The 14,951-nt window shown below is 51.7% G+C and carries 14 protein-coding genes and 1 tRNA gene; 9 read left to right on the top strand and 6 right to left on the bottom strand.

The window, feature by feature from the left end; all coding sequences use genetic code 11:
• The first annotated feature begins 36 nt into the window (after positions 1 to 36).
• The 4 genes from AB8615_RS09110 to AB8615_RS09095 are packed head-to-tail and all read left to right on the top strand — an operon-like array spanning position 37 to position 3,653.
• Positions 37 to 1,041, top strand: a complete 1,005-nt coding sequence (locus AB8615_RS09110) for an alpha/beta hydrolase (protein WP_418152260.1) — start codon at positions 37 to 39, stop codon at positions 1,039 to 1,041.
• A complete protein-coding gene (locus AB8615_RS09105) occupies positions 992 to 2,332 on the top strand; it encodes a protein adenylyltransferase SelO family protein (RefSeq protein ID WP_409432286.1) in 1,341 nt (446 codons plus the stop codon). The genes AB8615_RS09110 and AB8615_RS09105 overlap by 50 nt, the downstream gene beginning before the upstream one ends.
• Positions 2,333 to 2,378: 46 nt before the next feature.
• Positions 2,379 to 3,086, top strand: a complete 708-nt coding sequence (locus AB8615_RS09100) for a YceI family protein (protein WP_418152258.1) — start codon at positions 2,379 to 2,381, stop codon at positions 3,084 to 3,086.
• Between the two features lie 6 nt (positions 3,087 to 3,092).
• Positions 3,093 to 3,653 carry a cytochrome b gene (locus AB8615_RS09095; protein WP_409432284.1) on the top strand — a complete coding sequence of 187 codons (561 nt, stop codon included), beginning with the start codon at positions 3,093 to 3,095 and terminating at the stop codon, positions 3,651 to 3,653.
• An 18-nt stretch (positions 3,654 to 3,671) separates the two neighbouring features.
• Here AB8615_RS09095 and AB8615_RS09090 read toward each other — a convergent pair.
• Positions 3,672 to 3,748: transfer RNA gene (locus tag AB8615_RS09090), tRNA-Arg, on the bottom strand.
• Between the two features lie 80 nt (positions 3,749 to 3,828).
• Between AB8615_RS09090 and AB8615_RS09085 the strand changes: the two genes are divergently transcribed.
• Together AB8615_RS09085 and AB8615_RS09080 are read left to right on the top strand one after the other, a co-directional pair.
• Positions 3,829 to 4,287: a thermonuclease family protein gene (locus tag AB8615_RS09085; protein ID WP_418152256.1), complete on the top strand. Its 459-nt coding sequence runs from the start codon at positions 3,829 to 3,831 to the stop codon at positions 4,285 to 4,287.
• Positions 4,184 to 4,669, top strand: coding sequence for a thermonuclease family protein (locus AB8615_RS09080; protein ID WP_418152255.1), 486 nt, complete (start codon positions 4,184 to 4,186; stop codon positions 4,667 to 4,669). The genes AB8615_RS09085 and AB8615_RS09080 overlap by 104 nt, the downstream gene beginning before the upstream one ends.
• Before the next feature lie 67 nt (positions 4,670 to 4,736).
• Here AB8615_RS09080 and AB8615_RS09075 read toward each other — a convergent pair whose 3' ends face one another.
• From AB8615_RS09075 to AB8615_RS09055, 5 genes are all read right to left on the bottom strand, one after another.
• Complete coding sequence (locus AB8615_RS09075) at positions 4,737 to 5,372, bottom strand: CarD family transcriptional regulator (RefSeq protein WP_409432282.1); 636 nt, start codon at positions 5,370 to 5,372, stop codon at positions 4,737 to 4,739.
• Positions 5,373 to 5,594: 222 nt separating this feature from the next.
• Positions 5,595 to 5,939, bottom strand: coding sequence for a ferredoxin FdxA (fdxA, locus tag AB8615_RS09070; RefSeq protein WP_409432281.1), 345 nt, complete (start codon positions 5,937 to 5,939; stop codon positions 5,595 to 5,597).
• 59 nt (positions 5,940 to 5,998) lie between these two features.
• Complete coding sequence (locus AB8615_RS09065; RefSeq protein ID WP_409434091.1) at positions 5,999 to 6,307, bottom strand: S4 domain-containing protein; 309 nt, start codon at positions 6,305 to 6,307, stop codon at positions 5,999 to 6,001.
• 37 nt (positions 6,308 to 6,344) lie between these two features.
• Positions 6,345 to 6,689, bottom strand: coding sequence for a hypothetical protein (locus tag AB8615_RS09060; protein WP_418152253.1), 345 nt, complete (start codon positions 6,687 to 6,689; stop codon positions 6,345 to 6,347).
• A complete protein-coding gene (locus tag AB8615_RS09055; protein ID WP_418152251.1) occupies positions 6,671 to 9,316 on the bottom strand; it encodes a helicase-related protein in 2,646 nt (881 codons plus the stop codon). Before AB8615_RS09055 ends, AB8615_RS09060 begins: the two co-directional genes overlap by 19 nt.
• Positions 9,317 to 9,656: 340 nt before the next feature.
• Between AB8615_RS09055 and AB8615_RS09050 the strand changes: the two genes are divergently transcribed.
• From AB8615_RS09050 to AB8615_RS09040, 3 genes are all read left to right on the top strand, one after another.
• Positions 9,657 to 12,803, top strand: a complete 3,147-nt coding sequence (locus AB8615_RS09050; RefSeq protein WP_409432279.1) for a TonB-dependent receptor — start codon at positions 9,657 to 9,659, stop codon at positions 12,801 to 12,803.
• Between the two features lie 98 nt (positions 12,804 to 12,901).
• Positions 12,902 to 13,651 carry a FadR/GntR family transcriptional regulator gene (locus tag AB8615_RS09045; protein WP_409432278.1) on the top strand — a complete coding sequence of 250 codons (750 nt, stop codon included), beginning with the start codon at positions 12,902 to 12,904 and terminating at the stop codon, positions 13,649 to 13,651.
• A gap of 6 nt (positions 13,652 to 13,657) precedes the next feature.
• Positions 13,658 to 14,947 carry an NRAMP family divalent metal transporter gene (locus AB8615_RS09040; RefSeq protein WP_409432277.1) on the top strand — a complete coding sequence of 430 codons (1,290 nt, stop codon included), beginning with the start codon at positions 13,658 to 13,660 and terminating at the stop codon, positions 14,945 to 14,947.
• Positions 14,948 to 14,951: the final 4 nt, after the last annotated feature.

Raw genomic sequence — 14,951 nt, 5'->3', positions numbered from 1 at the left:
CGCACCGCCTTGCCCAATTAAAGATCAGACCTTGCTATGAAAAAACCAAGTTTTATGTCCCGTGAATTTGCTGATGATGTGGCGGAGAAGCTCCGACTTCAAATGAGCAAACTCAAACCCGAAGCGGAGCAGGTCTACCAGATACATCACAACATCCGTCGCATGACCAATCAGTTTGATATGCCCGGTCCGGACATGAAAAAGGTGATCGACTTCAACGTGCCGGGCGAAGATTGCGACGTGCCTGTGCGGCTTTATATTCCGCACCAAGCCAGCGAAGAACCCGAGCCGACATTTATTTATTTGCACGGTGGCGGCTTCGTCACTTGCTCTGTCGAAAGCCATGAAGGCATTACACGGCGGATCGCTAGCGGCACGGGTTACCGCGTGATCTCTGTCGATTATCGCCTTGCGCCGCAATTCGCCTATCCCGCAGGCCCTGATGATTGCGAGAGAGTTTTGACATGGGCGATTGAAGGTTACGGCCAAGATGAATACGGGATTGATCGCAATCAGATCGCATTGGGCGGGGATAGCGCTGGTGGGAATATGACGGCCTATCTGGCGCAGAAATATCGCGATAAAATCAAAGCACAAATTTTGTTTTATCCGCTCATGCAATTAGTGGATTTCAAGCCGCCCAAGCCCGGTCCACAAGACTGGTTGCAACTCGGTTTCATGGCGCTGAAATTTATTGATGAATATTATGTGGGTGATGCTGATCCAAAAGATACACGCCTTTCGCCGCTCTTTGAAACCAACCTTAAAGACGTCCCGCCAGCCTATGTGTTGACCTGCGGGTTAGATCCTTTGCGGGATGAAGGGAAGCTCTACGCGGACCGCCTCATGGCGCATGGGGTGCCTGTCGTCTATGCCCATGAGAAATTGATGCCGCACGGGTTTCTGAACTTCTCGCGGGCCTTTCCGAAGGCGAAAAAATCCCGCTGGACGCCGCTGACTTCCTCCGCGAGCATATGGAAAAGCCTGCGCCGTGACAGGCACATATCGTCCCGCGACGGCGATCTTAGCTTTGGGGGATGAGTTTTACGATCCCGCTACGCCTGCTGATTTTCCTCAAACGATACTGCGCTATCACGACGAGGACGCGGCGGGGGCCTTGGGCCTGAAATTGGATGATGATGACTGGGTTCGCCATTTTGGACGGTTTGAAGCGCTACCAGATAATCTGTCAGAGCCGCTGGCGCTGCGCTATCATGGTCATCAATTCCGTCAATATAATCCCGAAATTGGCGATGGCCGCGGTTTTCTCTTTGCGCAGCTAAGGGACGGTGGCGGGCGTTTGCTAGATCTTGGCACGAAAGGGTCTGGCACCACGCCCTATTCGCGGCGCGGAGACGGGCGGCTAACGCTGTTGGGGGGCGTGCGCGAAGTTCTCGCGACGCGCTATCTCGAACATCTGGGCGTGAATACGTCAAAGAGCTTTTGCTTGATCGAGACGGGCGAAGAGCTGACACGCGGGGACGAGCCGTCGCCAACGCGGTCCGCCGTTCTAACACGCCTGTCCCATAGCCATATCCGCTTCGGCGCGTTTCAACGCCAAGCCTATTTCCAAAACCGCGATAATCTCGCCGCGCTGAGCGATTATTGCCGCACGCATTTCTATCCCGACACTGAAAGCGTGGAGGGGATGTTTGCGCAAGTCGTGGCCCGAAGTGCGGATAGCGTTGCGAGTTGGATGGCGGCGGGATTTGTCCACGGGGTTATGAATACGGACAATATGAATATTACGGGCGAGACGTTTGACTATGGCCCCTACCGTTTTCTCCCGCATTTTGACCCGAATTTCACTGCCGCTTATTTTGATCACCAAGGCCTCTATGCGTTTGGGCGGCAGCCAGAAGCGATGGCGTGGAACCTTGCCCAACTCGCGCAGAGCCTGTCGCTGATTGCTGAAGATCAAGCGCTGATCGATGCGATGGATAGCTTTGCGCCGCTTTATCAGGCTGCGCTCAACACGCATTTCCTGCGGCGATTGCAGGTCGAGTCGCGCGGCTTTGATGAAGACGTTACGCTCGTGCGGGCCATATTCAAATTCCTGTTAGAGAGCCAGACGCCTTGGCCTGATGCGTGGCATGATTGGCAAGGCGGGGCAGGGAGAGCCGACACGCCGCAATTACATGACTATCGCGGCGCGGCTTATGATGATTGGTTGGAATTGCTAAAGCATCATACGCCCACTGGCGAAAAGCCAGATACAGAGCGCCCCGCGAGCTTGCTCTACGATGAAATTGGCGCGCTGTGGGAGCCTATCGCGGCGGATGACGACTGGTCGGCTTTTGAAAACAAACTAAAGTCATTTGATCGCGCGTAATAACCCTATACAGTTAGTCAAAATCAGTCCCAAGGAGAGACCTATAATGAAATATACCCTAATCAGCTTATCCGCCATCACTTTGCTGGCGGCGTGCAGCCAAGCCGAAAACATGGCCGATAAAGCCGCAAACAAGACCCAAGAAGTCGCGAGCGATGTGGCGGCTAAGACAACTGAAATGGCCAAGGACGGGCTACAAGCCGCCAAAGACATGACGCCAGGCGCAGACCTATCCGCCTTGCCGTCTGGTATTTACAAGTCAGAGCAAGGCCACACCTATGTCAGCTTTCAATACTGGCATCAGGATTATTCCAAGCCGATCATTCGCTGGGGCGAGACAAATGCAACCATCGAATTGAACGCTGATAACCCTGAAGAATCAACCCTAATGGTCACCATCCCGTCGGCCTCTATCGATACAGGTGTGCCCGACTGGGATAAGCACATCAAATCTGCGGACTTTTTTGACGTCGAAAACTTCCCGACGATCACGTTCAAAAGCACAGACATTGACCAAGCTTTTCTCGGCGGCGGCTCTGTGACGGGGGATATGACGATCAAAGGCGTGACAAAACCCGTGACCTTCACAGGTAAAGTCAACAAAGTCGGCAAGCACTTCCGCTCTGGCGTTGATATGTTCGGTATCTCTGCCACAGGAAAGCTCAACCGCTCTGACTTCGGTGTCGATACATATGCCCCAATGGCGGAAGAGATCGACATCACGATTGAGGCTGAATTTCAAAAAGCTGAATAGTCAAGTATGACGCGCGCCTCGACACAGACAGTCCGTTATACGCGGGTTGCGATTACGCTGCACTGGCTGATTGCGTTGATGATCATCGGGCTGCTGGCCTTTGGCGTGTTAATGACGAATGAGGCGATCCCGAACCGCTTTGCCCTCTATCAGTGGCATAAGAGTTTCGGGATTACCGTTTTGTTTCTGTCCTTTGTGCGTCTGTTCTGGCGGCTAGGGCATAAGCCGCCGCCCTTGCCAGACGGCACGAAGGGCTGGGAAATTGCGGCGTCAAAGCTGACGCATATTGGCTTCTATGTCTTGATGATCGGCATGCCATTGATCGGTTGGGCGATGGTGTCGGCGTCAAAACTGCCCATCCCGACAGTGCTGTTTTACACAATTCCCTGGCCCAATATGCCAGGGATTCCGCGCGACGAAGGTCTGGAAGATTTGCTCAAGCTATTCCACGAAATCGGCGGGAAGCTGATGATTGCGCTTATCCTGCTGCATTTCGCGGCAGCGATGAAGCATCATTTTATCGCCAAAGATGGCCTATTGTCTCGCATGGGAATTGGCCGCAGCTAGTTTGCGGCAGGGCATTTGTGGCGACCCCGGGTGGATTCGAACCACCGGCCTCAAGATTAGGAATCTTGCGCTCTATCCGACTGAGCTACGGGATCACGCGCGACTATTATCATTTCTAGGACTAGCAATTCAAACTGATCTCGACTCGCGTGATGTCTTCATTCATAGTCACCCCATGGGAGTGTTTGGGGATTATCAAAAGCAGGGCGGGCTAACGCGGCGCAAAGCTTTGGTGCTGGGCGCAGCGGGCCTGACTGTGTTCGGCGCAACGGGGCTCCGCGCGGCGGATATGAAACCTGGCGAGACAGGGCGCGTCATACGGGTCATTGACGGGGACAGCTTTGTGTTGGAGGACGGCCTCATTATTCGACTGGCTGGGATTGAGGCGCCGCGCACGGCCCTGAAATCCAAAAAACGCGAAGCTTGGCCTTTTGCGGGCGAGTCTCGCGCGGCGCTGTCTGGCCTGATCAATAAGCGTGAGGTGCAGCTTTTTTACGGCGGCGAAAGCCGAGACCGCTACGGACGGAGCCGTGGCGCAGGTCTACACAATCGCCGCAAATGGGCAGCGCGATATTTGGATACAGGCAGAGATGGTGCGCCTTGGTCTTGCCCGAGTGATGCCGTGGCCGGGTGAATATGCCGACATCGCCGCGCTCTATGCGTTGGAGGCTGAGGCAAGGGAGAAGGGCCGGGGGATTTGGTCCGATCCGTTCTACGCCCCACGCTCACCAGACCCCAACGCGCTCGCGCAATTTGTCGACTCTGTGCAGATTGTGGAGGGGATTATCACCTCTGTCGCGGATGTGCGCGGGCAGATATATCTGAACTTCGGCGCAGATTACCGCACAGATTTCACCGTCGCGATCGCCAAGAAAAACGTCAAACGCTTTACGGCTGGCAATATCGATCCACTGGCCCTTGAGGGGGCAAAGGTGCGTGTGCGGGGCTGGGTTGAATTAATCAACGGCCCGATGATCTGGCTAAACCAGCCTGAACGGTTAGAAATTCTAAGCTAGCCCCTCAGTTTGTGGCACAAAAAAGCCCCCAGTGCGGGGGCTTAATATTTTAGGATTTGTGCTAAAGCTAAGCCGCTGGCTTGCCTTCTTCATTGTCATTTTCGTTATCTGTCGCCTCTTCCGCTTCTTTGGCAGCTTTCGCGGCCTGACGAGAGCGGGCTTTCGCGAGCGTTTCCAGCACATCGTTTAAGGACGTATCATATGTCGTTTTGCGGATCGCGGCCACTTCGCGCACCATACGGTCCAGCGCGCTTTCATAAAGCTGACGCTCTGAATAGCTCTGCTCTGGCTGCTGATCTGTACGGTGCAGGTCGCGAACGACTTCGGACACGAGGATAAGATCGCCAGAGTTGATCTTGGCTTCATATTCCTGCGCGCGACGCGACCACATTGTGCGCTTGATGCGCGCGCGGCCTTTAAGCGTTGTGAAAGAGTCCTTTAAGACGAGTTCATTAGACAGCGCCCGCATGCCTGAATTGCCAGCTTTCGCTGTCGGCACCCGTAATGTCATCTTATCTTGTTCAAACTTGACAACATAGACTTCGATGTCAAAGCCCGCGATAACCTCTTGTTCAATCGCAATCACGTCGCCCACGCCGTGCGCGGGATAAACGATGTGTTGACCCACTTTGAACAGGCCTTTGCCGGACTTAGCGCTGCCCGCTTTTGATTTCGTCGTCGTTTTTTTCTTAGTCGATGCCATAAGTAGCCCTTGTAAATATCTTGTAATGGGCTGGGCAAGATCGTTTGCCGCAACCACATGTTATATAAAAGCAAACGGCGCAGCGGTTTTTCACCGTCCACACCGTTATGTTAAAAAGATAATATCACAAATTTAGACAAAAATCTACGCTAACGCGTTGTAATTTCGCAGTTTTGGTCGAAATCAGCGTAAATTCCCACGAATTTGGGAGGTTAGCCCCGCCTATTCGTCGCCTGTGCCAGGCTTTTCGGAGAAGTATTTTTCAAATTTGCCTGTTTCTGACTCGTATTGCTCGCGGTCTTCTGGGGGGTCTTTTTTGACCGTGATGACAGGCCACAATTCAGCATATTTGGAGTTGATTTCGAGCCATTTGCCGTCGGGATCGTCCTCTGTATCCGGCACGATTGCGTCCACGGGACATTCAGGCTCGCAGACACCGCAATCAATACATTCATCGGGGTGAATGACGAGCATGTTTTCGCCCTCATAGAAGCAGTCCACAGGACAGACTTCGACACAATCCATGAACTTACATTTGATACATTCGTCTTTGACGATATAGGTCATTCTGGGCTCCAAATTCGCAGGGGCGATGTGGCGGCATTGGGGGCAAAAGTCAATATGACCTATTCACCATTTCCATCAATGCGTTGATAAAGCGTCTGTGCCTCGCTTGCAGGGCCACGTCGCGTGCCTGGTGCCAGCATTTCAACCTGCACCAACTCTGTGCCGCGCATAAATGTGACGCTCTCGCCAATACGCAGTAAAGCATGAGGTTTTTTGATTCGGCGCGTTTTACCGAAGCGCGTCAGGCGTATTTTTCCGCCCAATATCGCCGCCGTTGCACCTGTGCGTGTTTTAAAAAATCGCGTGCGATAAAGCCAGACATCAAGGCGGCAGGCGTCATCGGCTGTCGGCTGCGCGGCGTCATCTATCGGCGATTTTCGCAGGCGAGCCAGTGGCGCGGGTACGCTAGGATTTATCGCCCGACTTTGACGGCGATTTCAACGCTGCCAGAGCCGCAAAGGGTGAATTTTCTAACTTCACTTGGCGTTTCGCCGCAACTTTGCTGTCATGGGGTTTCTGGCCGCCAGACTTGTCATTGCTGCGAGGTTTCTTGCCTTTATACGCGCCTTTGGCGGCGGTGTTGTAAGGCTTTTTGCGTCGTGCTGCATCGTGATTGCGTTTGGGCGGGGCGTAACTCCAATACTCCAAATTGGGTTCTTCAACATTGGTGCCGTCTTCTTGCGGCACACGATTATTATAAAGGCTCAACCGCTTGCGATTGGCGATCCGTTTCACTTCGCGATTGGACAAATTGGCGGTGTTGGGCGGCGTGCCGAGCGTTTCGGGGGCTTTGCCGCGTCAGTTGGCGCAGCCGCATCCGTATGAGGTGTTTTAGAAGTTTCCGCCTTAGTCTCTGCCTCTGCCTCTGCCTCTGCCTCTGCCTCTGCCTCTGCCTCTATTTTACTCTCTGCCGCGGGGTCAGTCGTCAGCGCGGTCTCTGCGACCTCTGCTTTATAATTTAAGGCTGACAAAACACCTCGAACATCTTCATAAGATGATCCCAGCAAAGCCAGCATTTCTTGCATGACTTGGAATCGTTTGCCCTGCACGCCTTCGTTTTTCTCTTGCTCAAACTGGATGCCCGCATCGCGGATGAGGTTTGATAAGCGATTGAGGATGTCAAAGCGCACAATGCGCGGGCCAACAGCGCGGTAACCCGCCAGCGCGAGGGCACCTTTGCCGTAATTACTGGACGCTAACTCGCCCTCATTTGGGATAGATGTGACGCCCGCAAAGGGGATGAACGGTTTGCGGTCTCCGCCTGCGCCGAAAGCGATCAGCAAGCTCAGCAATTTGGCTGGCTTAGGCTTCATCAGGTCGGGCATGTAGATATTATAGTGACCAAAGACGACACCGATCGAGCGCAGCTGCCGCCGCGGTTCTTGCTCTAGGGCTTTGATCGCTTTGGCGTGGTGACGTCGATCAACGGAGCCGTGATTTTCCAGCAGCGTGTAGGCAAAACCTTTGGCCTCTGCGCTCATGCCTTCCATATTGGGGAAGTCTTTGAGGCGTTGCAGCGGCTCCAAATGCGCGGTGACTTCGGCTCGTAGAAACTCCCGCATACGGTCTGCGGCGAGGTTTTGCAGAGTCGGATTGCCCAGTTCTCCGCCAATCAGTGCGGCGTCAGGGGTAAAGACAGAGCCGCTGGGTGCGATCTTGCCGACAGCCATGCTGCCCCACATGATCTTCCCGTCGTCAGATAGTTGGAAGATTGCGTGCGTGCCGCCGCAGAGGGAGGTCAGGCGACGATTAATCTCTGGCGCGAGTGCTTTTTGCGCCGCCGCTTCCAGCGCTTTTTCTTCGAGCCCGCTGGCGCTGGCGTCTTTGGTGAACTGCAGGCCGTCTAGCTTGCCGATCAGGTGATCATCGACGAACACATCGCCATTGTCTTTTATCGTCGCGTCCATAAGCGCGTCTGCTCCCATGCCTTTAAGCAATTTACTGGTTCGGCGGTCAACAAAACGTGCCGTGAGTTTCTCGTGTAGCGCATCTGACAACCTATCTTCAACCTCGCGCGCAACATTTACCCAATGTTTCGTATCTCCAGAGGTTTTGGGCATCCAATTCGCCTTTGACGCGCAATAAGTCCAGGTTCGGATGCGCGACAGGCGAGCGGAGAGAATCTCGACATCGCCAAACGTCTCGTCGCAATTCGCGATCCGCTTCGCCATGAACGCGTCAGGCAGAGTGCCGCCATGCGTGACCAACATGCGGTATATATCTTGGAGCAGCTTCACATGGGTATCGATTGTGAGGTTGCGGAAGTCTGGCACTTGGCAGATGTCCCACAGCTGCTTGACTTGTGTCCGCGTTTTCATGGCGGCGCTAACTTCGGGGATCGCGACCATGCGTTCGAGCGCAGCCTCATCATCTGCGCCTTTGATGCGGCGGAGACGCTTGGTCGGGCGCGGCATGTGCAGGCTCTCAAACAGGCTATCGAGCGAGGTAAAATCCAAATCAGAATTGCGCCACTCGACATATTGTAAGTCTTCAAATTCATGTGCTTCGATACGGCGTATCATCTCTTCGGGGAAAGGCGGGCAGTCACCGGTAATCCCAAATGTCCCGTCATTGCGAAAACGCCCCGCACGGCCGGCAATCTGCGCGGCCTCCATCGGGGTCAGCATGCGCCGCCGACGCCCGTCATATTTGGACAGCCCCGCAAAGGCCACATGATCGGTATCGAGGTTCAGACCCATGCCGACGGCGTCTGTCGCGACGAGGAAATCGACTTCCCCGCTTTGGAACAGCTCCGCCTGCGCATTACGGGTGCGCGGGGATAACCCGCCCATGACGACTGCCGCGCCGCCGCGAAACCGCCGCAATAACTCCGCCAGCGCGTAGACTTCCTTGGCCGAAAACGCGACGATGACGGAGCGTTTGGGTAAGCGCGTAATCTTCTTCGGTCCGTCATAATGCAGTTCAGAGAAGCGCTCGCGGTGATCAAACTGAATTTTCGGTACAAGCGTCGCCAGCACGTCGCGCACCGTTTCCGCGCCCATAAACAGGGTCTCGTAAATTCCGCGCGCATAGAGGACGCGGTCGGTAAAGATATGCCCGCGCTCATGATTGCCCATCAACTGCACTTCGTCGACGGCGAGGAAGTTAAAGCGTTTCTCAATCGGCATCGCCTCGACAGTGCAGACATAATATTGCGCCGTCGGAGGAATGATCTTCTCCTCGCCCGTCATCAAGGCGACCAGTTTCTCGCCTTTGCGCGCGACGATTTTATCGTAGACTTCTCTGGCCAAGAGGCGCAGCGGCAGGCCGATCACCCCGCTCGCATGACCCAACATCCGCTCAACGGCGTAATGCGTCTTGCCCGTATTGGTCGGACCCAAAACGGCTTTGACAATGGCTTGAGAGTCGCGGGACATGAATGTCTATTGCCTGATTTAAAGACAGACGGAAAGCCTCATTACGTCGCGGGTCTGGGGGGCGGGTGTGGGGGATGGAAGAGGCCCGCTTCAGGGGTCGTAGCGCATCTAACGCGATGGCTTAATTATTCGAGAATACGCCATATTATAGATGTCAGATTTAATACGTCAGATTGCAACAAAACCAATTTAGGCCTGCTTGTCTAGACATCCGTCCAGCCTAACCAATTAAATTGGTCCTACCAATAAATTATAATTGGTCTAAATTATCGGTTGACATATAGCGGGAATAGGGTTTTTGTTGGAGAAACAAACAAGACAGGGGAAATGTCATATGCCTATGCCAAAATTCAAAAAAAATGCTTTTCAACCTTTGAAAGTTGCTTTGCTTATTGGGTCTTCTCTACCCATTCTTGCCGCGCCTACCGCATTCGCGCAGGACGTTGGGCAAGACGAAGTTATCGCAACAGGTATTCGTCAGTCACTTGAAAGTGCGCTTGTTGAAAAACGTCAAGCGGATAGCTTGGTTGAAGTTATCATCGCCGAAGATATTGGTAAACTTCCAGACCAGAACTTGGCTGAGGTCTTGGAAAATATTCCTGGCATCCAAATCACTCGGACTGAGGGCGTCGGTACAGGCGTTCAAATTCGCGGATCAGACCAAAACCTTATTCAATTTAATGGCGTAACAACTGTTGGCAATGGCAATGGTCGCGGGGGCATCAACTTTACAGATGTTAATCCCGCCATCATCGCGGGTCTCGAAGTTGTGAAGGCACCCGAAGCCTACCACATCGAAGGGGCTGTCGGCGGTATCATTAACCTTAGAACCATTAGACCACTCGATCTTAAAGATACTCTGGCATCTGTTCGCATCCAAGGCGAGGACAGCAGTCTTACCTCTGGAATATCTCCAAGAATTTCAGGCGCTTTAGGTAAAAATTGGGAAAATGCGAAAGGTCAAGAGATTGGCGTCGTTGTAAGTGCTAGTTACACTAAGTCAGAGAACACGGCCTTCCGTCCGCGTCTTGATACTGACAATTATGTTGATTGCACAGGCGATACTCCGCCGAGCACTTGCCCAGCCGGGGCAGATGGCTTTTTGGGTGTTCAGTTCTTGAACCAAGTCCAAAGAACACAAAATTTTGAAACTTTCAATATCGCTGGTTCCATAGAAGCTAAGCCAACAGATAATCTTCGGATATTTGCTGACGTAGTCTATAATGATCAAGAGCGGAAACTGAAAGGTAATAGAATTCAGGCGTCTAATGTTAGCCGGCTAAACGGGAGTGGGGATCGCTTTAATGGCGATCAAACTAACTTTACAGACTTTCGGACTGTCGATATCGGGTCTGCTCCAGGTGCCAATGGCGATCAGGACTTTGGAAGCATTCTACAGGTTGTCGGTGGTACATTCCAGCCGTCTCAAGTGCAGGCTATGAGTGAGGCAGAAGACTCACGGGGTGCTCCGTTCTTCCGCGTTGCGTCAGATGCGGGTTCTCGCTTCACTGATACGACGACCCTAAGGTTTGGGGGTGAGTGGGAAGCGACAGAGGCGTTAACACTTAACGCTGAGTTTGCCAGATCAAGTTCCGACACTGTCAATCCAAATTTGTCGATCAATCTTAACTTCATCAACCCGAATTCATTTATTCCATTGACGGTTCGTGATATTGAAGATGCTGACGACAATGTTATCGGTGTCAGACTTGGTGGTAGCAGCGGGACGGATCAAAGAGATGAAAACGGAACACCGCTTATATTCGACCTGAGCAACGGTTACGGTTGGGACATTAACTTTGCTGATCCATTTGCACCATCAGAAGCAGATCTGTTGGACCCCAATAATTACGTCATTGATGGTAACCCAGCTTACAGTGGCGATATTCGTGAGAATGTTGATCAGGCTATCCGTTTTGATGCCAGCTATGACTTGTCTGAGACACGTTTGTCTAATTTCTTAACCTCTTTTGATGCTGGCGTGCGCTTTGGTGAGCGTTCGAGTATTAGAGATGACCGGAGCGGATCTGTCAGTGGTAGTGGCTTGCTTGCAGGTAGCTTGAACGCTGGCGGGATTTCCCAACTTCTGAGCGAAATTCCTGATAATTTTGCTGAGGGGTCTGGAAACGCCTTAGCGGTTGATGGTGTATTGCAGGTGGACCCAGATTTGACGCGGGACTTCGCCTCCACGATTACGACAATTAATTCAGCTGCGTCAGCCCAGGGCCTTAATCCGATCTTTAGATCAGGTTTGACTCGTGATGATTCAGCTTTCTTTGACATTACAGAGGACACGCTTGCAATTTACGGACAAGCGAATTTCGACTTCGGTCGAGTTCGCGGTAATGCAGGTTTGCGCTATATAGACACGAGCCTTTCGTCGACAGCGAATGTAATTATCGATGATGTTCCTGCGACAGGCGGTAATCCTGCTGTGCCCGGCTCTACGACTTTGACAACAGTTGAGAACGGCTACGATCACTTCCTCCCACGCGTCAACGTTGCTGTGGATGTGACTGAAGACGTTATTTTCCGCGGCGCGTATTATGAAGATATTCGCCGTCCTGACTTTAACGACCTGACTTCCGGGATTGTCTTCCCAGATTTCGGTGGTGTTAATGGTAATGCCGAGAGTGGCAATCCATTACTGGTACCAGAAGAAGTTGATAGCCTTGAAGCGTCTCTGGATTGGTATTTTGCACCTGAGGCTGTCTTTAGTGTCGGTGTTTTCCGGAAAGAACGTAATGGTCTATTCGGGGCCCGCGAAGATACTGCGGTCGAGACTGGAAACCCTCCTGTACGTGACGTCACGGCACCTTGTGAAGGTGGCGGGATTTTCTCTCCCGGCACATCTCCAGGGATTTTCGGTGATGATACCCTTGGGACAGGCGTTTGTGTTGACAACGAATCGACGTTTAACTCCGATAATTCGACGACACAAAAAGGTGTTGAAGTTGCGTTTCAATACAACCTTTCTGGGTGGGAAGATAAGCTTGGTTGGGCCTCTGGGTTTGGTTTGCTGGCAAACTACACATACCAGAATGAAGACAATAACACGGGTTTCGTGGGTATTTCAGGCAACCGGAACAAAGTTATTCTCGCAGCACAAGGGTTCCCAAATGTGACGCGTGAAACGGCTACTTTACTGCGCCTATCCAATCATGCGTATAACTTGACTGGGTATTACGAGAAGTATGGTCTGTCAGCCAGACTGCGTTATACATGGCGTGACGCATTTGCGACGGATGACCTGCCAGGAACATCTGGCGTCTTCACACCATACGGATTTAGAGGCCAACAAGAGGCGCGTGGTCAGCTTAACGGCAGCCTAAGCTATGAAGTAACTGATGGCCTCACAGTCCAAGTCGATGCGGTCAACCTGACAGAATCTAATTCAGATGTCGCATGTGTGGAAGGTGGCGCTCTACGCTGTTACCAAGGCATCACCGACCGTCGTGTCATCTTCGGTGCCAGCTACACGTTCTAAGAACAAGCTTGTGTAATTGAAAAAATGAAAAGCACCGTCCGTATCTCGGGCGGTGCTTTTTTGTGATTATGATGGAAGAAAGGAGCGGCAGGCAGCGTATGGCACACCTATCATTATATGCCGACTTGGCCGATAAAATTCAGGCATTAATTGACACGCAAGTTATTGCCATTGGCAGCCTCCTGCCGAGTGAATACGCCCTCGCCAACCGTTTTGGCGTCAGTCGACACGCGGTCAGAAAAGCCAAAGATTTGTTAAGCGAAAAAGGGCGGATCACAATTCAAAAAGGCGAAAGCCCTCTCATAATTGACCCAGGGAAAGCCTATGAAAGCCAACAAAGCGAAACCTGTCCAGCTGAAATAACCGAGGCTCAATTAGTTATTGCGTCCGAAGCTGCGGCTTTGGCGGCGCCGTATATTACTGATGAAGAGATCCTGGCATTGAAAAAATATAACGGTATCATTTATGGAGAGGTGAAGAGCGAAATGTCTCCATATCAGGCCGAATGCGCTTTTTTTGCCTGCATAGCTAAGGCTACAAAAAACCACGCTATTATCCGCATTGTTAACCGACTTTGGACGATGCGCAGTGAGGCATGGGAGCTACACGGTTTTTATAAAAACATATGTCACGAATTTAGCGGTCCTGCACAGCGAGCCTACCAAGCTGTTATTCAGGCGTTGGAGCATCGAGACTCGCGCGCAGCTCGATCTTTAATACGAAACCACTTTGCTCACGTTTTAGATACTGTTCTAGTCGCTGCGGAAGAAGAGGCTTATAAAGAGGCGAAACGAAAAACATCAGAGTTACGATCCAAATTTGTTTTGGCACATAGTTTCGCGCCTTAGGTCACTATGACAAAAATAACAGATGTACAAAACTTAGAAATAAACACGCTTGGCCACAAATTTTCTAAGGGCTTGGCGCTTTTTCTACCTGGAATATTTTTGCTTGGTTTCAATTTAGGGACAGGCAGCGTTACTGCTATGGCAAAGGCGGGAGCTGAATATGGAATGGCGCTTTTGTGGACGATTATTGCGTCCTGCCTATGCACTTTTTTCATGATCAACATTTATAGTCGTTTCACCCTCGTGACAGGCGAAACGGCGCTGCAAGCTTTTAAGAAACACATTCATCCAGTTGTAGGTATTTATTTCATTGTAGCACTGACGCTCGGCGTTTGCGGTAGTGTCATGGGGGTGATGGGGATTGTTTCCGAAATTTGCTATGAGTGGTCCAAGACTGCGGTGGAGGGTGGTATTTATCCGATCTATTTCGCCTCAGCATTTTCTGCTCTGGTTTTCTTCATATTTTGGAATGGAAAAACGCAGTTTTTTGAACGCAGCCTCGCTGTCATTGTTGCGATTATGTCGGCTAGTTTCTTAGTCAATTTTTTCATTATGATGCCGCCGCCTATGGACATACTGAGAGGCTTAATCCCAAGCGTTCCACAAGTTGACCCAAGCTCTGACGGAGGTCCACTTCTGGTCATTGCTTCTATGGTTGGGACGACGGTTTTCTCGGGATTATTTATTATCCGCACAACCCTTGTGAAAGAGGCTGGATGGACACTCAAAGACATGAAAACCCAACGAAATGATGCCATTGTTTCTGTGACCCTGATGTTTGTCATTAGCGCCGCGATCATGGCTGCGGCCGCTGGAACATTATATGCTGAAAACATAGGGCTCTCCCGCGCCTCTCAAATGATCACTTTGTTAGAGCCTCTTGCGGGCTCCTTTGCCACCTCGATATTTGCTATTGGTATTATCTCTGCTGGAGTTTCGTCGCAGTTTCCAAATGTGCTGATGTTGCCTTGGCTGCTTTGCGATTACTCTGGGGCAGAGCGCAATATGACCCTGCCAAAATACCGGGTAATGGTTTTCGCAATCTCTTTGCTTGGATTGGTTGTGCCTTTAATCGGGGCTAGACCTGTGTTCGTCATGATTGCGTCGCAAGCGATGAACGCAATTATACTGCCTATCACTGTGATGTGTATTCTCTATCTTTCGAACCGAAAGGATTTGATGGGTGCGTATAAAAATTCTCTCCTCTCTAATATTTTTCTGACGGGGATTCTGTTGTTTTCTCTCTTCACATCTTTCATTGGCGTGAGGGGCGTATGGCAGATGATAGCAGCATAGTCGA

Source organism: Litorimonas sp. RW-G-Af-16, assembly GCF_048319245.1.
Classification (GTDB): domain Bacteria; phylum Pseudomonadota; class Alphaproteobacteria; order Caulobacterales; family Maricaulaceae; genus Litorimonas.
Note: the sequence above shows the minus strand (reverse complement) of the source record. Positions and strands in the feature narration are given on the sequence as shown.